The organism is Bacteroides sp. GD17, from assembly GCF_038448625.1.
GTDB lineage: Bacteria > Bacteroidota > Bacteroidia > Bacteroidales > Bacteroidaceae > Bacteroides.
In genome coordinates this window covers 20,393-40,923 of the sequence record NZ_JBCEZS010000014.1, presented here as the reverse complement: position 1 = coordinate 40,923, position 20,531 = coordinate 20,393, and the positions used below count along the sequence as shown (strand labels likewise).

Annotated in this window: 25 protein-coding genes and 1 tRNA gene; 18 read left to right on the top strand and 8 right to left on the bottom strand. The window is 41.7% G+C overall.

Features of this window, described 5'->3' with window-relative positions; all coding sequences use genetic code 11:
- Nucleotides 1-4: 4 nt before the first annotated feature.
- The 16 genes from AAE250_RS18655 to AAE250_RS18580 all read left to right on the top strand — a co-directional run bounded on the left by AAE250_RS18655 (nt 5) and on the right by AAE250_RS18580 (nt 13,229).
- Nucleotides 5-625, top strand: a complete 621-nt coding sequence (locus AAE250_RS18655) for a DUF4141 domain-containing protein (protein ID WP_196071770.1) — start codon at nt 5-7, stop codon at nt 623-625.
- A gap of 3 nt (nt 626-628) precedes the next feature.
- Entirely contained in the window at nt 629-1,630 is a 1,002-nt protein-coding gene (traJ, locus tag AAE250_RS18650) for a conjugative transposon protein TraJ (protein WP_342289271.1), read from the top strand.
- Nucleotides 1,631-1,673: 43 nt separating this feature from the next.
- A complete protein-coding gene (gene traK, locus AAE250_RS18645; RefSeq protein WP_196071768.1) occupies nt 1,674-2,297 on the top strand; it encodes a conjugative transposon protein TraK in 624 nt (207 codons plus the stop codon).
- Nucleotides 2,298-2,304: 7 nt separating this feature from the next.
- Entirely contained in the window at nt 2,305-2,598 is a 294-nt protein-coding gene (locus AAE250_RS18640) for a TraL conjugative transposon family protein (protein WP_196071767.1), read from the top strand.
- On the top strand, nt 2,579-3,922 hold the full coding sequence (gene traM / locus AAE250_RS18635; RefSeq protein ID WP_196071766.1) for a conjugative transposon protein TraM: 1,344 nt from the start codon (nt 2,579-2,581) through the stop codon (nt 3,920-3,922). Before AAE250_RS18640 ends, traM begins: the two co-directional genes overlap by 20 nt.
- A gap of 45 nt (nt 3,923-3,967) precedes the next feature.
- A complete protein-coding gene (gene traN, locus AAE250_RS18630; RefSeq protein ID WP_342289270.1) occupies nt 3,968-4,921 on the top strand; it encodes a conjugative transposon protein TraN in 954 nt (317 codons plus the stop codon).
- 2 nt (nt 4,922-4,923) lie between these two features.
- Complete coding sequence (locus AAE250_RS18625; RefSeq protein WP_342289269.1) at nt 4,924-5,508, top strand: conjugal transfer protein TraO; 585 nt, start codon at nt 4,924-4,926, stop codon at nt 5,506-5,508.
- A gap of 45 nt (nt 5,509-5,553) precedes the next feature.
- Complete coding sequence (locus AAE250_RS18620; RefSeq protein ID WP_196071763.1) at nt 5,554-6,012, top strand: DUF3872 domain-containing protein; 459 nt, start codon at nt 5,554-5,556, stop codon at nt 6,010-6,012.
- Nucleotides 6,013-6,158: 146 nt separating this feature from the next.
- Nucleotides 6,159-6,752 carry a M23 family metallopeptidase gene (locus tag AAE250_RS18615; protein WP_196071762.1) on the top strand — a complete coding sequence of 198 codons (594 nt, stop codon included), beginning with the start codon at nt 6,159-6,161 and terminating at the stop codon, nt 6,750-6,752.
- A gap of 65 nt (nt 6,753-6,817) precedes the next feature.
- Complete coding sequence (locus tag AAE250_RS18610; RefSeq protein WP_296946003.1) at nt 6,818-7,261, top strand: PH domain-containing protein; 444 nt, start codon at nt 6,818-6,820, stop codon at nt 7,259-7,261.
- Between the two features lie 84 nt (nt 7,262-7,345).
- On the top strand, nt 7,346-7,726 hold the full coding sequence (locus AAE250_RS18605) for a GNAT family N-acetyltransferase (protein WP_230324975.1): 381 nt from the start codon (nt 7,346-7,348) through the stop codon (nt 7,724-7,726).
- Nucleotides 7,727-7,825: 99 nt separating this feature from the next.
- Nucleotides 7,826-9,598 carry an SIR2 family protein gene (locus AAE250_RS18600; protein WP_196071760.1) on the top strand — a complete coding sequence of 591 codons (1,773 nt, stop codon included), beginning with the start codon at nt 7,826-7,828 and terminating at the stop codon, nt 9,596-9,598.
- A gap of 2 nt (nt 9,599-9,600) precedes the next feature.
- Complete coding sequence (locus AAE250_RS18595; RefSeq protein WP_296945995.1) at nt 9,601-10,380, top strand: hypothetical protein; 780 nt, start codon at nt 9,601-9,603, stop codon at nt 10,378-10,380.
- 28 nt (nt 10,381-10,408) lie between these two features.
- Nucleotides 10,409-11,065: a hypothetical protein gene (locus tag AAE250_RS18590; protein WP_196071759.1), complete on the top strand. Its 657-nt coding sequence runs from the start codon at nt 10,409-10,411 to the stop codon at nt 11,063-11,065.
- Complete coding sequence (locus AAE250_RS18585; RefSeq protein WP_342289268.1) at nt 11,062-12,057, top strand: restriction endonuclease; 996 nt, start codon at nt 11,062-11,064, stop codon at nt 12,055-12,057. The genes AAE250_RS18590 and AAE250_RS18585 overlap by 4 nt, the downstream gene beginning before the upstream one ends.
- A 14-nt stretch (nt 12,058-12,071) precedes the next feature.
- Nucleotides 12,072-13,229, top strand: a complete 1,158-nt coding sequence (locus AAE250_RS18580) for a hypothetical protein (RefSeq protein WP_342289267.1) — start codon at nt 12,072-12,074, stop codon at nt 13,227-13,229.
- A gap of 189 nt (nt 13,230-13,418) precedes the next feature.
- On the opposite strand, the gene AAE250_RS18575 is transcribed toward AAE250_RS18580, so the two are convergent.
- The 5 genes from AAE250_RS18575 to AAE250_RS18555 form a co-directional block, all read right to left on the bottom strand.
- A complete protein-coding gene (locus tag AAE250_RS18575) occupies nt 13,419-13,613 on the bottom strand; it encodes a hypothetical protein (protein ID WP_342289266.1) in 195 nt (64 codons plus the stop codon).
- Nucleotides 13,614-13,790: 177 nt separating this feature from the next.
- A complete protein-coding gene (locus AAE250_RS18570; protein ID WP_196071755.1) occupies nt 13,791-14,117 on the bottom strand; it encodes a molybdenum ABC transporter ATP-binding protein in 327 nt (108 codons plus the stop codon).
- 54 nt (nt 14,118-14,171) lie between these two features.
- Complete coding sequence (locus AAE250_RS18565; protein ID WP_342289265.1) at nt 14,172-16,145, bottom strand: ParB/RepB/Spo0J family partition protein; 1,974 nt, start codon at nt 16,143-16,145, stop codon at nt 14,172-14,174.
- 247 nt (nt 16,146-16,392) lie between these two features.
- Nucleotides 16,393-16,632: a hypothetical protein gene (locus AAE250_RS18560; RefSeq protein WP_342289264.1), complete on the bottom strand. Its 240-nt coding sequence runs from the start codon at nt 16,630-16,632 to the stop codon at nt 16,393-16,395.
- A gap of 44 nt (nt 16,633-16,676) precedes the next feature.
- Nucleotides 16,677-16,838, bottom strand: coding sequence for a hypothetical protein (locus AAE250_RS18555; protein ID WP_296945974.1), 162 nt, complete (start codon nt 16,836-16,838; stop codon nt 16,677-16,679).
- 280 nt (nt 16,839-17,118) lie between these two features.
- Here AAE250_RS18555 and AAE250_RS18550 point away from each other — a divergent pair, with 280 nt between their 5' ends.
- Together AAE250_RS18550 and AAE250_RS18545 are read left to right on the top strand one after the other, a co-directional pair.
- Nucleotides 17,119-17,406 carry a helix-turn-helix domain-containing protein gene (locus tag AAE250_RS18550; protein ID WP_196071750.1) on the top strand — a complete coding sequence of 96 codons (288 nt, stop codon included), beginning with the start codon at nt 17,119-17,121 and terminating at the stop codon, nt 17,404-17,406.
- Entirely contained in the window at nt 17,396-17,710 is a 315-nt protein-coding gene (locus AAE250_RS18545; protein WP_296945965.1) for a helix-turn-helix domain-containing protein, read from the top strand. Before AAE250_RS18550 ends, AAE250_RS18545 begins: the two co-directional genes overlap by 11 nt.
- A gap of 51 nt (nt 17,711-17,761) precedes the next feature.
- Here the strand turns inward: AAE250_RS18545 and AAE250_RS18540 are convergent, their stop codons facing one another.
- The 3 genes from AAE250_RS18540 to thiL form a co-directional block, all read right to left on the bottom strand.
- A complete protein-coding gene (locus AAE250_RS18540) occupies nt 17,762-18,985 on the bottom strand; it encodes a site-specific integrase (RefSeq protein ID WP_342289263.1) in 1,224 nt (407 codons plus the stop codon).
- Between the two features lie 253 nt (nt 18,986-19,238).
- Nucleotides 19,239-19,311, bottom strand: a tRNA-Phe gene (locus tag AAE250_RS18535).
- 140 nt (nt 19,312-19,451) lie between these two features.
- A complete protein-coding gene (thiL, locus tag AAE250_RS18530; protein WP_342289262.1) occupies nt 19,452-20,528 on the bottom strand; it encodes a thiamine-phosphate kinase in 1,077 nt (358 codons plus the stop codon).
- Between the last annotated feature and the right edge of the window lie 3 nt (nt 20,529-20,531).

The window sequence follows — 20,531 nt, the reverse complement described above, 5'->3', positions numbered from 1 at the left end:
AGCAATGAAAAAGATTCTTTTAAGCCTTGTATTAGCTGTTAGTTTCTTCGGCTTTGAGGCAAAAGCGCAATGGGCGGTCATCGACCCGTCTAACCTTGCTCAAAATATACTGACGGTTTCCAAAACGGCTACAACGGCAACCAATGTCATTAACAGCTTTCAGGAAATGCAGAAGATTTACAATCAGGGCAAGGAGTATTACGACAAGCTGCAATCGGTGCATAATCTGATAAAGGATGCCCGCAAGGTCAAGGAAACGGTAGAGTTGGTCAGCGAAATATCGCAGATATATTCGACCAACTTCAACAAAATGCTGACGGATAAGAATTTCACCCATGCAGAACTGGAAGCCATATCTAACGGATATTCCAAACTATTGAAAGAAAGCGGAAACCTATTGTCGGATATAAAAAATATCGTTTCAGCCTCCAACGGGCTTTCCATGACCGATGCCGAGCGTATGGCAATCATAGACGAGATACACTCGAAAATGATTGAGCATCGCAACCTCACCCGGTACTTCTCCAAGAAAAGTATCTCCGTTTCGTTTATCCGCAGTCAGGAGAAGGGCGATATGGAGCATGTACGCGCCCTGTATGGTGATCCATCCGAAAGATACTGGTAAGCCATGATGTTGTTAGCAATAGATTTTGAAAACCTGCACCAGATTCTAAGGAATCTGTATCAGGAGATGATGCCCCTTTGCGCCGACATGATCGGTGTCGCCAAAGGGATAGCGGGTCTGGGTGCGCTGTTCTATGTGGCTTCCCGTGTGTGGCAAGCCCTCTCGCGGGCAGAACCGATAGATGTATATCCCTTGCTTAGACCCTTTGCCATTGGCTTGTGCATTATATTTTTCCCGACAATCGTACTCGGCACGATCAACGCCGTTATGTCGCCTGTGGTAAAAGGAACGCATACCATACTGGAATCACAAATTACAGACGTGCAGGCTCTACAGGCTGAAAAAGATGCGTTGGAGTATGATGCGCGGGTACGCGAAGGGAAGGCATGGCTGGTCGATGACGAGGTGTACGACCGGAAAATGGAAGAGTTGGGAATCTGGGAAATGGGAGAGATTATCAGTATGTGGGGCGAACGCAAATGGTATGATATGAAAATGTGGTTCCGGCAGTTAGTCCGGGATTTCTTTGAACTGCTGTTCAATGCCGCAGCCCTTACGATTGACACTTTGCGCACCTTCTTTCTGGTGGTGCTGTCAATCTTAGGACCGCTGGCATTCGCCCTTTCTGTTTATGACGGCTTCCAATCCACGCTTACCAACTGGCTTTCCCGCTATATCAGTGTGTACCTGTGGCTGCCCGTTGCAGATCTGTTTTCGGCGGTACTGTCTAAAATTCAGGCATTGATGCTACAAATGGATATAGGGCTATTGAAAGACCCGTCATACGTGCCGGATGGGAGCAACGGCGTATATATCATCTTTTTGATTATAGGCATCATCGGGTACTTCTCAATACCGACCGTTGCGGGCTGGGTTATCCAAGCCGGAGGTGGTAGTGGTACACGCGGAGTAAACTCGGCGGCAAGTAAAGGAGCTGCCCTTGCCGGAGGTGTTGCCGGGGCTGCTGCGGGTAACGTTGCCGGACGATTATTAGGCAAGAAATAGACACGCAGTGTCTTTTTATTAATTCAAAAACGAACATAAAAACATGGAATTCAAAAGTTTAAAGAATATAGAAACATCATTCAAGCAGATACGCCTTTTCGGTATCGTGTTTCTGGTGTTGTGTGCCGCCATTACGGGTTATTCCGTATGGTTGTCGTACAGCTTTGCCGAAGCGCAACGCCAGCGTATCTATGTGTTGGACGGGGGCAAGTCTTTGATGCTTGCCCTCTCGCAAGACCTTTCGCAGAACCGCCCTGTCGAAGCACGGGAACACGTCAAGCGGTTCCACGAACTGTTCTTCACGCTCTCACCCGACAAAAAAGCCATTGAAAGCAATGTAAACAGGGCATTGTTTCTTGTCGATAAAAGTGCTTTCAAATACTATCAGGACATGGCGGAAAAAGGGTACTATAACCGTATCGTTTCGGGTAATATCAATCAGATCGTACAGGTGGATAGTATCGCCTGCAACTTCGATGTGTACCCCTATACGGCGGTAACATACGCCCGGCAGATGATCCTCCGGCAGTCGAACATGACTGAACGTAGCTTGATAACCCGTTGCAACCTGATTAACTCGGTGCGCTCGGACAATAACCCGCACGGTTTCACGATGGAAAAATTCGAGATCGTGGAAAACCGGGACATACGGGTAATGGAAAGGTAAGTGCGCTATGATACGGAAAATAATCAATCGCATAAACGAATGGCTGGAAGACCGCTTGCGTAGCCTTGTCAGACCGTTAAGTCCTGATGCGCGGGTAATCGTAATCGTTACCATGCTGATAGTATTCAGCGGCTTGTCTATCTACATGACCGTTTCCTCGATTTACAACTTAGGTAGAGGCAAAGGCGAACAAATGCAGATAGAGCAGATAGAAACCCTGAAACTGCAACTGGAACAGCAGCAAAGGGATAGTATTAACAATCTTAATAATCATTACCAGTATGAGCGAACAACTGAATAATAACGAGGTACAGCAGCCGGAAATACCACCTGTACCGGATAAGAAAGAGCCTCAAAAGCCGCCTAAAAAAGAATTGACAATAGCAGAGCAGCAGAAGCGTAAAAAAATGCTGATAATGCCGCTGTTCTTCCTGATTTTCGGCGGTGCGATGTGGCTGATTTTCTCGCCATCGGACAAAGGCGAAACAAAGGTCGAAGGGCTGTCGGGCTTAAATGCCGAACTGCCCGTCCCCAAAGATGAGGAGATAGTCGGGGATAAACGCGCTGCTTATGAGCGGGAAGCCATGCAGCAAAAGGAACAGGAGCAAATGCGCTCTTTACAGGACTTTTCGACCATGTTCGACCAAGCGGAAGAACCGAAGCAGGAAGAAACAGGACAGCCGGAGTATTACGAAAACCCGTCTGCACGGCAAACGAAACCTGCCAATACACTGCAAAACTCTGCAAATGCCTATCAGGATATAAACAGGCAGTTAGGAGAATGGTACGAAGAACCTGCCGAAGTGGACAAACAGGCGCAGCTTGCCGTTGAGCAACGTATGAATGAACTTGAACGCAAGCTGGAGGAAGCCGAAGCGCGGAAAGCCGCCGAGGACGAACAAACGGCACTGCTCGAAAAATCTTATGCGATGGCGGCGAGGTATATGCCGCCACAGGCAGGGCAGACGGAAAGCAATACTACTGTTCCGGGAATAAAGGACAAAGTAAATGTACAGCCTGTCAGTCAGGTACGGCACAATGTAGTGTCGCTGCTCTCTGCACCGATGTCGGACGATGAGTTTATCGAATCGTTAAGCCAACCCTGCAACATGGGATTTTTCACTGCCGCCGGAAACGAGGGAGTGAAAGATAAAAACAGCATCCGCGCCTGTGTGTACCAGACCGTAACGCTGACAAGCGGAAAAGAATTACAAATACGCCTGTTAGAACCGATGCAGGCAGGTAATATACTTATCCCTGCCAACTCGGTCGTTACCGGAGCGTGCCGTATCGGTAGCGAACGGATGGAGGTTACAATTAATTCGATTCAATATGCAGACAACATTATTCCGGTTGAACTGCAAGTGTATGATTTGGATGGGCAAAGGGGTATTTCCGTGCCGAACTCCGATGAAATAAGAGCCGCCAAAGAGATAGCCTCGCAAATGGCGCAGTCCGCAGGATCGAGCATTACGATTACCGATGATGCAGGTTCACAGTTTGCCGCCGATATTGGGAAAAGCCTTATACAAGGGGCATCGCAGTATGTAAGTAAGAAAATGAGCGTGGTTAAGGTTACGCTGAAAGCGAACCACCGCTTACTGCTCCTGCCTAAAGAGAATTAATAATACCACTAAAAATCAATGTTTAACGAATTAAGAATTAAAAGTATGAAACGAATCTTTTTGATGTTCGCCCTTGTGGTGAGCGTGTTTGCAGCCAATGCGCAGGAAGTAACCGAAGAAACGGCTACCGTAATACAGACCAAACCCACAACGGGCGACTACTATCAGGGCTTTACCCGCCCACTGACGTTCGATAGAATGATACCGCCGTATGCGTTGGAAGTTACTTTCAATAAAACCGTTCACGTTATTTTTCCCGCACCAATCCGCTATGTCGATTTAGGGTCGGCAGATCTTCTCGCGGCGAAAGCGGACGGAACGGAAAACGTATTAAGAGTGAAAGCCGCTTTGCGGGATTTCAGCCGGGAGAGTAATCTGTCCGTCATTACCGAAGATGGAAACTACTATACGTTCAACGTAAAATATGCGGACGAACCCGTAAAGCTGTCCGTTGAAATGACCGACTTCCTGCACGATGGGGAGGCGGTAAACCGTCCGAACAATGCCCTTGCAGTATATATGCAGGAGTTGGGACAGGAATCACCCTTGCTTGTCAAGCTGATTATGCAGTCCATCTACAAAGACAATGACCGGGAAATCAAGCATATCGGTTCAAAGCATTTCGGCATACAGCATACGTTAAAGGGTGTTTATACCCATAACGGGCTGTTGTATTTCCACCTGCAACTGAAAAACTCGTCCAACGTACCGTTCAATATAGATTATATCACGTTCAAAATCGTGGATAAAAAGGTAGCCAAACGCACGGCGATTCAGGAACAGGTTGTCTGGCCGCTTCGCGCCTTTAACAATTTGATGGAGATAGGCGGTAAGCGCACAGAGCGAATGGTTTTCACCCTGCCGAAATTTACGATACCCGATGATAAAATGCTGGTGATTGAACTGAACGAACAGAGCGGAGGCAGGCATCAGCGTTTTACGGTGGATAATGCCGATTTGGTGCGGGCAAAGGTTATTAACGAACTGAAAGTGAAATAACCATGAGGCGGTTATCTTTTATTATGGCGATTGTGCTGTGCCTGGTCTTTGCAGACCAAGCACACGCACAACGTCAATTACCGGGTATGCAAGGCATACAGGTAACAGGTGGAATGGTGGACGGTATCTATTCGTCCGCCCTCGATAACGAAGCCGGATATTACTTCGGCGTGGCAATGGCAACCTATGCGAAAAAAGGGAATAAGTGGGTGTTCGGTGCGGAGTTTATGGAACGGTATTACCCGTACCGGACGATCCGCATTCCGGTTTCGCAGTTTACCGCTGAAGGCGGCTACTATCTGAAAATCCTGTCTGATCCGTCAAAAACTGTTTTGTTTTCTTTGGGCGGTTCTGCCCTCGCTGGCTACGAAACATCGAATTGGGGCGAAAAGACCCTGTACGATGGTTCTACGCTCCGGCACAAAGACGCATTTATCTACGGCGGGGCTATCACATTGGAACTGGAAACCTACCTGACCGACCGTGTTGTATTTCTTATGACAGGTCGCCAGCGTGTCCTTTGGGGCAACTCAACGGGGCATTTCCATACGCAGTTCGGTATCGGGCTGAAATTTATAATCAACTAAAGGGGCACAGCCCCCTTTGTCTAACAAAATATATAGAAAACAAAGATGAAAAAAATAAAGAGTTTTTTCGGGATAACAGCGGGGCTGGTGGCGATAATGCTACTGGCCTTAGCCTGTAACGATGATATGGATATTCATAAGGTGTACGCATTTGATTTGGTTACTATGCCGGTTCAGAAAAAAATCGTTCAGGGAGAGGTGGCGGAAATCCGTTGCCAAATAGTAAAGGAAGGGGATTATCAGGACACGAAGTTTTTCATCCGCTACTTTCAGCCTGACGGAGTGGGCGAACTTCGACTGGACGATGGGCGGGTATTGTTGCCTAACGACCTTTACCCGTTGGAAAAGGAAACGTTCAGGATGTATTATACTTCGTTTTGTACCGACCAACAAGTGATAGATGTGTATATTGAAGACAGCTTCGGGCAGGTGATACAAAAGACTTTCTCGTTTCAGAATGATAAAGGAGAGGATGAACCGGAAGATGATAATGATAATTTGTAGTTATATCATGTTCAACGCCTTGTGCTGGTTATGTATAGCCCGGTCGTTGATTAATGCCCCGACAGACGTAGAGCTGTGGGGAGAGGAAATAGACTAACAGGAAAGCACCCGGAGTATTTCGGGTGCTTACTTTATTCAAATTGACTATGAAATATATACTAATGTTCTGCATCACTTTGTTTCATCTGTCTGCATTAGGACAACCGGGCGATTCACTAAACAGAAAACCGAAGATAGAAAAATATACGGAACAGGTTTATTCCGTATCGGAATTTCAGCAGATAGCCGATTCTCTACAAATGAACATTGACGAGCTATGCGACTATCCTGTGATTTTCCCGGTTAAGAAGCCACAGTGTATTTCATCGGACTTCGGGATGCGTAAACATCCGATTTACAAGATGTGGAAATTCCATACAGGGATTGATATTTCAGGAACTAAAGGTACTCCCGTATATGCCACAGGTAACGGAGTTATAACACGAAAGGGTTATTGTTCAGGCTATGGATACTTTATAGAAATTCAGCACACAGGCGGTTTCCGTTCGTTCTATGCACATTTAAGCAGGACAATGGTAAATGTAGGGGATTCGGTAGAGATAGCCCGGCAAATTGCTTGCGTGGGTAGTACAGGGATAGCCACGGGTAGCCACCTACATTATGAAGTAAGGAAAGGGAAACGCTATCTGAATCCGACCGGATGGTGCTACTTATTGTTTGAAATATTGAAAAACAAGTGATTATACTTTGTACCGTTTTGAAAATATGTATATTTACAACCATCTTAAATAAAAATCAGGTCATTATGAACTATATCGAATCAAACTTACAACCCGGAGAAGAGATAAAATATGTTGCAAAGCTGTACTTCTTCCTGTTCCTGCAACCGATAATATTACTGCTGCTGGGATGGTGGCTTTACAGCTCCGAAACGGCAGTATTGCATTATGGCGGGATATTCCTGTTATTTATCGGAGTAGTATCGTTGATACAGCGTATAATGGTAAAAATCGGTTCGGCTTATGCTGTAACCAATAAACGGGTGGTGCTTAAAACTGGTGTCATCAGCCGCAAAGCGGTAGATTTGGTACTGGCAAAGTGTGAGGGATTGCATATAAAGCAAAGTGTTTTAGGTCGTATATTCGGATTTGGAACGATAACCGTTACTACTGGAGGCGTTACAAGTTCATACCCTTATATTGCCGATCCGCTGGCTTTCCGGAGGGAGATAAATACACAAATAGGGTAAAAATGGATGATAGAATTAAATTCATAACAGCGTATAGATACGCTCGTTAAACTCCGTTTCGATTATATTTCAACTGAAATAGAGTTGAGCGCAGAGGATAAAGTCAAACTTGAACCTAAATTACGGGAGTATTTCAAAGAGTATGTGCCGGAAGAAAAATTTACCGCTTATGCGATGGAAATCGACGGCGAGATTGTTTCGGCAGCTTTTCTAATCATTGACGAAAAACCTCCGGGACTGAATAACCTGAATGGCAGGTACGGAACGATAATGAATGTATTTACCTATCCCGAACATCGGGGCAAAGGCTACGCAACTTCTGTAATGAGTTCCTTGATTGTCGATGCCGATAATATCTTTGTGTCGGTTCTCGATCTCTATTCCACCAAAGCCGGAAAGAGGCTCTATGAGAAACTTGGTTTTAAGGAGGTGGAATATTCAGCAATGCGGTATTATACAGAATAAAACAACTTGTAGTAAGTTGTTGAAAAACATCTGACAAACAATTTCGTCAGGTGTTTTTTTATGGGTAATTTTGCAACCAGATTAAAATGAAAAACGATAATGGGAATAGAAAGACTTACCACATTAGCATTCTCAATGTATACTAACAAGGGAGCTTATGCCCTTTTGCTTGGTGCTGGCATCTCTCGCTCTGCACATATTCCATCAGGATGGGAGGTCGAGAATATGTTAATAGAACAATTAGCCGCGACTCAAGGTGTTGCCGATATAGAAGATTGGCATCAATGGTATAAAGATAAATATGGAGATTCGGCAACTTATTCATCCTTGCTGGAAGAATTGGTTAAAGAACCGACTGAGCGTGTGCAGTTGATGAGAGGATTCTTTGAACCAACAGATGAAGAAAGGGAATTAGGTTGGAAGAAACCAACGAAAGCTCACGAAGCGATAGCTAAGTTAGCTAAGGAGGGTTATATTCGTGTAATTCTAACAACCAATTTCGACCGTTTACTTGAACGTGCGCTTGAAGCAGAGGATGTTATTCCACAAGTGATATGCCATGAAAGTGATATTGAGAAATCTACTCCTATTGTTCACGGAAAAAACGTTACTATCATAAAGATAAATGGTGATTATATTGACTGTCGCTTTCGCAATACGACAGAAGAATTGGATAACTATCCCGAAGCAATGAAAAATTACGTTAGTCGTATATTCGAGGATTATGGTCTTATTACCTGTGGATGGTCTGCAACGTGGGATAAAGGATTGGTTGATATTATTAATGGTTCATCATCTTCACGTTATAATTCTTTTTTTACGAATGTTGGAGAAGCAAGTGATGTTATGAAAACATTAGCTGCATCCAGACGTGGTGAGATTATGCGAATAAAGGAGGCTGACGATCTCTTTACTGAACTTCATGAGCAAGTTGTAGCATTGGAGCAAAGCAATACAAGCCGTCGCTTGAATTACGATGTAATGATGTCAAGAGTGAAAAAATACTTATCATCAGAACAGTATAACATTAACTATTCAGACTTGATAGAGAAATTCGGTACTGAGGCTTATGATAAAATAATGGCTAAAGCCAATTATAATTTCACTATCACGCCAGAGCAATTTTCCGCTTATTTTGAATTACATCATAACGCAGTGAAACCGTTGATAGACATAGCGATACTTGCAGGAAGATGGGGCAAAGCATATCATATCGAAGCATTCGAGGATGTTTTGGTTAAACTATGTACAAAGCCTATCAAGAGTGGAGACTCTTATATTGACGGCACTCAATATCTACATGCTTTAGGTGCTACTTTATTGTTGAATGCAATAGGGATAGCGTGCGTAAAATATGAACGATACACAGAACTAAATAAAATATTAAAATTAAGTGTACCCGCCGGGAACTTTATAGGATTTTACAGAAAATCATTATTGTCCCTACTTGGTTCGACACATTGGAGTTACGATGAATTAAACCGTTTAGCTGGTATTAATTACATTTATCCGTGGAGCTTCATTCTTCTTGAAAGGTTACGTTCTCATTTCATAGGGTGTTTTACCGTTGATTCAGAATACGAAAATACTTTTTACATATGGGAACATTTGAAGTCTCTCGTTTATGGATACAATCAATGTTATATGTTTGATCGCTTCTATGTACCTACAGGGCAATTTCTCCGTAGTAGAGTTGAATACAAAATGCGTCAGAATGGCGAAGAGCCTTACAGTGTGTTTTTTGACAATGCAGATAAGCTAAAAGGCGAATGGGAGCCTATCAAACAAGGGATGTTTAATGGTAATTATGATGAATATAAGAAGAATTTCGACCAAGCAGAAGAGTCTTACAAACAAAATATGAGCTATTAATTATGGCTGAATTAAGTATTATAATTTCGATCCTTGCCGCACTATTAACAGGTGGCTTTCTTATGATTTTTATAGAAAGCCAAAAAGTGGCTGGAAGTGTGACTGATCGGTTTCATTTTATTATGAATCCGTTCTTTCGCAGTTTTAGTAGTTATGTACGATTTATATCCTCCTTCAAAACTTGCTTCACTTTCAAGGTTGCTAAAGATTCCGATTATATAAAGAGGCTGAAAGACGATGTTGAGAAAGTTGCAGGATTAGGAGGAAAATCCATCATATCGGGACAGGATTATCCTGCTGACTACTTTACAGCAAAAGAATTGGACTCAATTTGTAAAACCATTAACAATATTTGGTATCTTATTGATGGAAAGTATAATTACATTGACAAGTCTTTAGATTTTGACTCTCGTCATGCACAAATGTTTAGTGAACAAACAAAGGATTATCTGGAGGCAATATCTCCCAAGTACAAAGGTATGCCATTGACAAAAGATATGCTGGCAAAAGTATCTGGCGATTTCTTTGTAGATATATATCAACCGATACAAGATGTTCTTTTTGAGTATGAATTTTGGCAGAAGAAAGAAAAGGAATTTAAGATATTGATATTGGCTACGATTGTTTTTACATTGATAACAATGATGCTCATTTTATTACTAAACTGCTATATTCCAATGTGGATGTACAAAGCGTTATGCGTTATATGTTGCGGATTATTAATATTTGGACTTTTCAAACTGATTAAAATAGAAAATCTATCAAAAACTATAATGAGATAAATTATTATAAGAATAAACAAGAGCGAATATGTCTGAACTTACTGAAAAACAAATAAAAACCCGTTGGGTTGATGTGAAGAAGCAAATTAAAGAAAGACCTTTATTAGCATATCGTGTTGCTATACCATTAGATGATTGGGATAAATATATGCATTCTACACCTCCATTTGATGAAGTTAATAGAATTTACTTTGAAATTCAAGAAGACCGGAAACGGAAAACATTAAGAATAAAAGAAGCATTATCAAAAATTGTAGGCTATCGGGAATCTAAGGAATTTAGTCGAAAAAGTGGAGTTTCAGATACAGTTATTAGAGATATTATAGAAGAAAAAAAGGAGATGGCTGGTTATGATGTGATAAACAGATTGGAATTATTTCTTCACGTTACCATGACTGACTTCGAATTATCTCTTGAGAACCCTTTAAGCGTAAAGCAATATACTCATGAATACATTGGAGAAATTGCAACTCAAATTGATGGTGTAGCTGATAGGTTGAAACAATATTGCTTTAAACTGTCCGAGATGTCGCGAAAAATGGAGAATGACAAAGATTGGCAAGGACATGAAGTTGAACCTACTTATACTTTAAATCATATAATTGGAAGATTATCTGACTTGAAAGAACAAATTGATTCCTATTGGAAAATATATGTTGATAAAAATAAACGTATAAAGTCATGAGCAAGATAGACGAATATTTTGATTTTGAAGAAGAGAGAGCAACAATCGGTACAAATGAATTGAAAAATGTACGGATTGAAGATATTCCACTTGGTAACTTCATTGAAATTGCAGATATAGGAGAAGATGTCGTTTATCACATGAAATTCGATGGTGAATTTGGATGGAGTGGTGAATCTTTTTGTGCATTTGTAAGACACGACTGGTACAGAAAATACTGGGATTTTCCATTAGGATTAGCCTTTCATATGGATTTGATGCGAAGACTTGCAGAATTTAGAGGAAGTCAAAATGAAGATATTACAAATATACAATTTGAAGATGATGGTGATTGGTGTCACTTAAATTATGAAATAATAATTCCTAATGATGCCAAAAGTCTGGAAGATGCTTTCAAATATGCAGTAGAGATTGTGGATTGGATTGATAACACTGTTCAAATAACACAAGAAAAGGTATCAGGACTAATAAACGAAGTCATAGAAAAATATAATGAAAATTCGTTATTGAAATTTCCAGAACTTATCTACAAGGTTAGAACAGTCAAGGATATAGAAGATAAAGGCAAATATTTGGAAGAATTGATTGCCCGTTTTTTTTCTGAGATTCAAGGTTTTCAAGTGATAGAGAGGAAACGTACCAAGACAGAAGAAATTGATATTGTTATTATTAACAACTCAGAACAAAGCTTTTGGAAATCTGAAAGCAATCTAATTTTAGTTGAATGCAAAAACTGGAACAAGCCAGCAGGTAAAAATGAATATGTATCATTTCGTGAAAAATTAGAGAATAGAAGAGGTAGGGCAAAGCTTGGATTCTTTGTGTCTGTGAAAGGATTTGCAAAAACATTCATGCTTGAAGATTTACGAAACTCAAAAGCAGATTTATTAATTGTTCCTATTGATCTCAATCAAATAGTTGAGATTATTGAAAATCAGAAAAATTACACTGGAGAATTACAAAAATTATATGTTGAGGCAACTACAAAATAACGCTATAATTCAACATGAAGTTATTCGAAGATAAAATCCGGACAGACTTAAATCCGGCTAATCATATAGATAATTCTTTCGATTTTTGTGACAGAAATTCGCAACCGAAAATTGAAAAAGTACGAAATATTCTTAACCATTGGTTTTCACATTATCCAGAAGATGAACAATATGAATTGAAGTGTCGATTTCAAAAAGAATTTGATAGTGCCTTGCATGAACTGTTTTTGCATGAATTATTTTTAAATCAAGGCTTTGACATTGTTATACATCCTAAATTGCCGCACACTGCAAAAACCCCTGATTTCCTATTGTCAAAAAATGGAGTAGAGTTTTATTTAGAAGCAAAAGTATCTACTGGAAGATCGAATGAAACAAAATCGTATGAACAACGACTAAATAGCTTATATGATTCCCTCAATAAAATAAAATCGCCGAACTTTTTTCTTGGCATTAAGAATATTCAGTTAAAAACGTCCAAACAACCATCAACAAAAGAGCTAATAAAAACAGTTGAAGCAGAATTGCTTAAATATGATGTCAAGACAATTGAGAATCGGATTGTCAAAAGTGAAACGTTGCAAGATTTAACCGATATTCATTTTGAGAATCAAGATGTTGATATTTCTTTTTATTTGATACCCAAGTCACAGTCAATAAGGGGAAAGAAAGGAATACGTCCAATAGGTGTTTATCCCAGCTATACACATTGGGGAGGTAGTGAAGATGATATTAAAACATCATTGGAAAAGAAGGCGAATAGATACGGTACATTAGATAAACCTTATTTAATAGCTATTAATTCGATAGGATCAATAATGACAAATGAATATGATGCAGATGATGCAATTTGGGGTTCTTTGCAAGTATTATATTCTACTGATCCTAATAATAGAGATACCAAATATACACGTGCAAGAAATGGGTTTTTCTTGGATAATTCGGGCATTAGGCATACAGGAGTAAGTGGTGTATTAATAACAAGAATGAATCTTGGAAATATACAAAATTCCGAATATTGGCTATATAAACATCCTTGGGCTAAATACGAAATAAATTTTGAGTTAATAGAATTAAGTTACTCTCATATTGTTTTAAATACAATTAAAAAAGTTGGGAAGAAACAAGTTGAAGACATTTTAAGGCTACCACAAGAATGGATAGACTTTTAATCTGGCAAAAAACGTTGAATATCTAACAGTTTTTAAATCGGCTTTTTGCTTCTTTTTCTCCCGCATAAAGCCCTGTTAATGGCTCATGGAAAAAGAAGTCCAGGCAAAGTTTCCCCTGCCCGGATATAAGTTCTTAAAATCGTTTTCAAAAGCATTTATAGCCCGTTTTCGACCATGCTATGCAGTCGGTCAGCCACCCCACCCGATTGTGGGATTGCGTGGGTAATAGAACATCCTACGGCTTAAATTCTCAATGATTAACCGCTCCTGTCGGAGTTGTACGCTGTGGCAGTCGGGTTCTACCTCATGCAAAAGTTCCTCCAGTTCGTAATAATCCTGTTGTGTGGCAATAATAGGATTACCGATATATGCGTCTATTCTCATATTTCCCCGAATTTATCCGTTTCACACTCAATTATAACGACTTCTGCATCGTGGGTATATAAGTCGTTTTCTTTGGCGTGATCTATCGCCAACGCCTCGGAGGTGAACACACCGAAAAATACACGGCTTACCCTTGTCCTGTGAATATCTGTTTGGAATAATACAAATACTGTCATACTAAATTTCAATTATGCGGTCGATACGCCCATATAATATGGTGCGCAAACTTGTTTTATCTATTGCCCTGTATTCTTGGTAACTTCCGTACTGCTTAACTACATAGGTTTTCAGTACATCCGAAAAGTCGAAACGCCAACCGCTCAAAGGAACGGCACTTTTGAAATAGGCGTTATGGCTTACATTTTCGGTTATCCAATTCTTTTCATCCCTTGTTAGCTTATCCCCTGTATTAAGCCTCTGCCGAAGTGCGTACACTTTCGAGCCTGTAAGGGTTTCAAGTGGTGGAATTTCCCACTTTACGAATTTTATTGCTATTGCGTTCATCTACTTGTTTATTTATGGAGCGGGATTTCTCCCGCTCCTTGTTGATACTTGGGTTTATACTGCTACCGCATCCGCTTGGGGTTGCGCTTTGGGTACTCCGACAATCAGCACCTTATCCGCTTGTGGGGTCGGTTTCGCCTCTTTCTTTTCGGATTGGGTCGCTTTGGACTGTTCCTTACCTTTCGGCTTGGTGGTTTCCGACTTCGGGGCGGTGGTGTTCGCTTCCTTTTTGACGGCTTTTTCGGCTGTTTTAGGGGCTTTCTCCGTCTTGGTGGTCTGTTCTGCCTTTTTCGCTTTGGCATCGGCTTTCGCTTTCTTTTCAGCCTCTTTAAGCCCTGCGATATGTTCGTCCAATCGGGCGTTTTTCTTGCCGTATTCTTCGGTATATTGAGCCTCTATCGTTGCCGTTTTTTCGGGTAGGTGTTGCGTGGCAAACGCTAACATCATACCGCCCTGTACGCCCGAAACAGTGTTTGTCCTCTCTGTTAAGTGGCTATACAGGTAATCACGGCGGATAACGGTTTTTTGTTCCTCTGTGAGATTGGCAACAATTTCCTGCTTTTTCTCGTCCGTCAATCCGTAATAGTCATTTTCTTTCAAACCTATGGTCTTGTAATGGCTACGGCGCAACTTATCGAGCATAAAGAAATACATTGCCTGTTCTTCTGCGGGGGTAAATTCCGATTTCGGTAACTCATCCGTGCGTAACAGTTCCTTTATATCCCCTGCCGTTTTTTCCTTTGCGATTTCGGTATTACGCACCTTTTTAGCTTTGAGGTCGGAGATTAACTGTTCGTTGGTCTTGGTGTCTTTGGTAGCTACTTCTTTGTAGTACATTCTTACGTTACTATCGCCGATTTTAGCGTACACACGGATTTTGCCCTGCTCTTTAAGCGTTTCGAGTTCTTGGCTCTCCTTTTCGTATCGTTCCTGTTGCTTACCGTATTTCTCCTGTGCCTTGTCGTAATCTTCGGGCTTTTTATATTCGGAGGCTTGCGGTTCGGTCGGGGCTGTGGGGTATGAATTAAGGTTGTACGTTTGCACGTTCTTAAATTCATAACCGCCCTTTTTGATAATTTGGGTTGCCTCGTTGTCGTGGCTGTACTGTTCGCCGATAAAGGTAAGTTTCGAGTCAGCAAGGGCTACGGCTTGCGCCTGTTCTACGAGGTATGCCGTTTGCTTGTCCGATAAACATTTTTTGTTGGTACATTTGCCACAACCGCCACCCTCGGCGAACAGGTCGAAATTGCTCGAATTGTGAATACATTTCAGACACTTGGTTTTGTCGAAACTGTAATTATCAAGGTTGTTCGTATAACAGTTCCGTATCTTGCCCTCCAACGCATTTGCGGAGATATTGCACCATTCGCCTGTGCCGTCCTTACCTAAACGGTCGTTCAAAATATCCTCCTGTATCTTCTTGTCGTACTTGCTAATGACGATCCCCGCCGATGCGGTCAGTTTGCCCTCCCTTACGAGGTTGGCAATGCCTTTGATAAGGTCGCACAGTTTCAGCGTATGATAGATGCTTTTCTCACTCTTGCCGAATTGTACGGCGAGGCTTGCGATGTCGTACCGCTTTGTGTCGATAAGGCGTTTATAAGCCTCTGCCGCCTCCATTGGTGGCACGTCCTCACGCTGTAAGTTCTCGGAGATTGAAAGGTCATACGCCTGTTCGTCTGTTACCTCCCGAATGATACAGGGGATTTCTGAAAGTTTGAGCATACAGCACGCCCTAAAACGGCGTTCCCCGCAAATGATTTCGTAATGTTCGCCTTTTTCGCCTTTGCGCCGTACCGTAATGGGCTGTATCAGTCCATGAACGGAGATACTTTGTGCCAACTCTTTGAGTGCATCTGCATCAAAGGTTTTTCGGGCGTTGTAATTGCTCGGCTCTATCAAGTCCGATGCGATGTTTACGGCTTTACGTTCGCCGTTGTCGGGTTTGCTAACCACTACTGCGGTTACTACTTCGTTTGCTTTCTCTGCTACTGCTACGGCTGTGCCGTTGTTCTTAATTGTTGTCATAACTGTAAGTATTTGAATGATTATTAATTGTTGTTTTTAGGGTTATTGGCGCAAAGGGGGCAAATAACAAGGATTTCCAAAATGTCGTTATCCTCTTTGTCAGTTACATCGAAACTGCATCTAACGCTGTCGCATCCGTATTTTCGGGGGTTATGCTCAAATGAAAAACTATTATTCGGATAGTTGTTTGCATACTCGTTTAACGAGCCTAACGAATTGAAATACTTTGGTTTCATGTCTTTATGTTTTAGAAAATTAATATTATCAAAAGGAGGATAAAGCCAACGATGACGGCGAGAAAAACAAGGCAGGACAAAACGCCTCTAATGATTGCCCACGCTAAATAAATCCCTGCGACAACCGCCACGAATGACCAACCCCAGAGGGCAAAACCCGCCACCGCAAAAGCTATTTTCAAAATCGAACCTATGCTGATTGGAAGGTTTGAGAATCGTTGTTTCCTGTTTTTTTCTACTGTTCGTATCATAATTCTGACTTTTTTTTTAGAACGCTATGCCGTATCGGAGCCGGTTATGAGTGATCGAGTTTCAGGGGCAGAGAAAGGTAGTGTTTAGCCGATGCCAGTTTTTCGGGAATAAATACGCTCGCCGGAACGGAAAGAGGAAGATTTTTCACGAAACCGGAGGCTCGAACTTGCATCGGCGTGAAGAACACGGAAATACTTTCGCGCATGAAATCGAACACTTCATCGGCTAAGTCGGCATTCCCGCTAAAAGAGGAAGAAATTATAAGATACGGGCAGTAGAAAAAATCCCCCTTTACTCCCGGATAGGCTGAACAGGGAGTACAAAAAAACGGCATATTTAACCGCCGCCGGAATTAGGATGTACTTTAGGTATAGACAAGTGCAGACGAAAGCTACCTGCCTCTAATGGATTGATATGTGGTGTATTTTAATGACTTACCTTTGTTTTCCCGTAATCATAGTATTAACGATTAATGGTAAATTACTATGGAGATAATAAATATAGAAGCCCGCACTTTTGAGGCAATGATGGAACGCTTTGAAACATTTGCCCGGAAGATAAATATGCTGTGCGATCAGAGCGAAGATAAGGAAATGAAAGAATGGTTGGATAGTCAAGAGGTTTGTATGATACTGGATATTAGCAAAAGGAAATTGCAGTATCTAAGAAATTTTCAGAAAATCCCTTATTCAATGCTTAACGGCAAAATCTATTATAAGCCGGACGATGTTAAGAAGTACATCGAATTAGAAAGGGGGGAGTATGGAAAATAAGAATGCAGAAAATCAAAATAGCCTTATTACGAGAACTACTCCCCAGATCACAGTTTTTTTTGAAACCTTAGACCGAATGCTGGATAAAGTCGAGGTGCTTGCCAAAAAGAGCAAACCGACCCTAAATGGAGATAGATATTTAACTGATAAAGAATTGTCGGAACGCTTAAAGATTAGTAGAAGGGCTTTACAGGATTACAGGAGAGAGGGCAAGATACCTTACTATCAAATTGGGACAAAAGTTTTATATAAGGAATCTGATATTGAAAAAATGTTGAAAGACAGCTACCGAAAAATATTTTAAACAACAAAGGCTATCATTTCAGATAGCCTTTTGCTGTTGTTAATCAATTTACTAAACCTCACTCATACTCATTTTAGTTTGAACCTTTTTCATGTCAGAACAGATATTATGATTAAGTACTTTGGCATAATGTTCTGTCATTCTTGTACTGGTATGTCCCAACATTTTAGCAACGTTTGTAAGTGCAACTCCATTGGCAAGCGTAACCGTTGTGGCGAAGGTGTGGCGGCCTGTGTGCGTGGTAACGTCCTTCTCAATACCGCAGAAATCGGTAATTTCTTTCAAGTATGAGTTCATCTTCTGATTACACATAACCGGAAGAAGAATGCCTTTTGACTTGCACATTCTATGATTTTCATACCTGCGAATTATTTCCAACGGAATATCAAGTAACGGGATGTCGCACATATTTTCTGTTTTCTCCCTTGACTTGCGAATCCAATAAGTACCTTCGTTATCCAAAACAATATGCTCCTTTTTTAAGTTGCTTACATCTATGAACGCCAATCCGGTATAGCAACAGAACACAAACACGTCCCGCACTAACGCAATTCTCGGCAGGGTAAATTCTTTGGTTGTGATTATATCCAGTTCCTCTTTAGTAAGGAAAACAGGATTAGTTTTAGCCTGCTTGAACCTCATACCCGCAAAAGGATCAGTTTTCAATAAGCCGGTAGCCAAAGCAAGAGTGCTTACCTTTTTGATTACTTTCATATACCGAACGAGGGTGTTAAGGCTTAATCCCTTATCAACCGTCAGGTATAGTTCGTATTTCCGAATAAGCTGGGAAGTAAACTCGGTAAAAGTTATATCGGATTTCCCGTACTCTTTTTCAATTACGGTTTGCAGCGATTTATAGCAATTATCGTATCGGTTAATGGTGGAGTAGGCATAATCCAGCCCGATACGCCGTCGGCAATCCTCGTTATGCTCTTTGAAAAATGTAAGGACGGTTTTCGTTGTTTCCTTATTAAAGAGTTTTTTCTGTAAAATTTCGGGGGTAAAATACTCGTCCTGTAATACCATGTTTCGGTGAATTTCATACAGGCGGGTATGGAGGCTACGGATATAATCGTTCAGTTCGTTAGCCTCACGGCTCTTTCCCCTGCACATTCCTAATTTTGCATCCCAGATTTCTTCTTTTACGCTGCGATTGATACGGATGTCGCTGTAAACCCCGTCAATAGTTACCCTAAGTAATACAGGGCATTCTCCGTTTCTCAATTTTCGGGTCTTGATAATGTAGACCAAAACATTCATCATTTCTTGCTTCATAATACCTCTATTTTAATGTTTCAAAATTAAGGAAATGAAACGAGTTTGTCGGTATGCAAAATTCGGAAAATCAGCACATTAGATACTGTTTCGTTTGCTTTTTTTGCGCCAAATAAAAAGCATATGAATGAACAAAGATAAATGTTCTATAAACCGTCATTTTCTGCCATTTTCGAGGAGTTGCCCTAAAAAGAAAAATCCCTGAAACTGTCTATGTTTCAGGGATTTGCTTTGTTTTACTACTCTTATTAAGTGGTGCCACCAGGAATCGAACCGGGGACACAAGGATTTTCAGTCCTTTGCTCTACCAACTGAGCTATGGCACCATTTTTCTCTTTTGCGGTTGCAAAGGTAGTGAAAGTTTTGGACTATGCAAGAGGTTTGTACATAAAAAACGCTGATAATTGCCTATGTGGCTAATTATCAGCGTCTATATTTTAAGAAAAAATATTGAGGAGATGAGTTTTTATACGGTTGAATCGGTATTCTCTGCTTCTTCTTCAGCAACATCTTCCCCTTTCAATGGATTCCAGCCTTGTGCTTTCAGTTCAAATTCCTGACCATCGCGGGTAATTAAAGCACAACCCAATTCCGGTTTGGTGATATGGCCGATAAGTTTTACACCTTCCATCTCAGAAATCTTTTCGTGGTCGGCGATGGGGACGGTAAACAGCAGTTCGTAGTCCTCGCCTCCATTGAGGGCACAGGTGGTCAGGTTCATGTTAAATTCTTCTGCCATGACGGCCGTCTGGTAGTCGATGGGGATGTGCTCCTCGTAGACGCGGCAGCCAACTTTGCTTTGCGTACAGATGTGCAACAACTCAGAAGATAAACCATCGGAAATATCCATCATGGAAGTTGGCTGGATACCTTCTTCCGCCAGCTTCTCGATGATATCCTTGCGGGCTTCCGGTTTCAGCTGACGTTCCAAGAGATACTCCTTACCGGCAAAGTCGGGTTGCAGGTCCTTATCGGCTCCTTTGAGGACGGCTTTTTCACGTTCCAGCAGTTGCAGGCCCATGTAGGCTGCACCCAGGTCGCCGCTAACACAGATCAGGTCGGTTTCCTTGGCACCGTTGCGGTAAACGGCTTTGCCTTTCTCTGCTTCACCGATACAGGTGATGCTGATGGTAAGTCCTGTGTAGGACGAAGAAGTGTCTCCGCCTATAATATCCACGTTATACTCTTCGCAAGCCAGGCGGATTCCGGCATACAGTTCTTCTATATCTTCTATGTTGAAGCGTTTGGAGATACCCAAAGAAACGGTGATTTGCTTCGGTGTACCGTTCATGGCATAGATATCGGAGAAGTTGACTACTGCCGATTTATATCCCAGATGCTTCAGCGGTACATAAATCAAGTCGAAGTGTACGCCTTCCATCAGCAGATCGGTGGTCACAAGCACCTCCTTGTCTGCAGGGTAGGAGAGGACGGCAGCATCATCACCGATGCCGTATCGGCTGGATTTGTTTTTTAATTCAATGCCTTCGGTGAGGCGACGGATGAGACCGAATTCGCCGAGGGTTGATATTTCTGTTCCCATTCT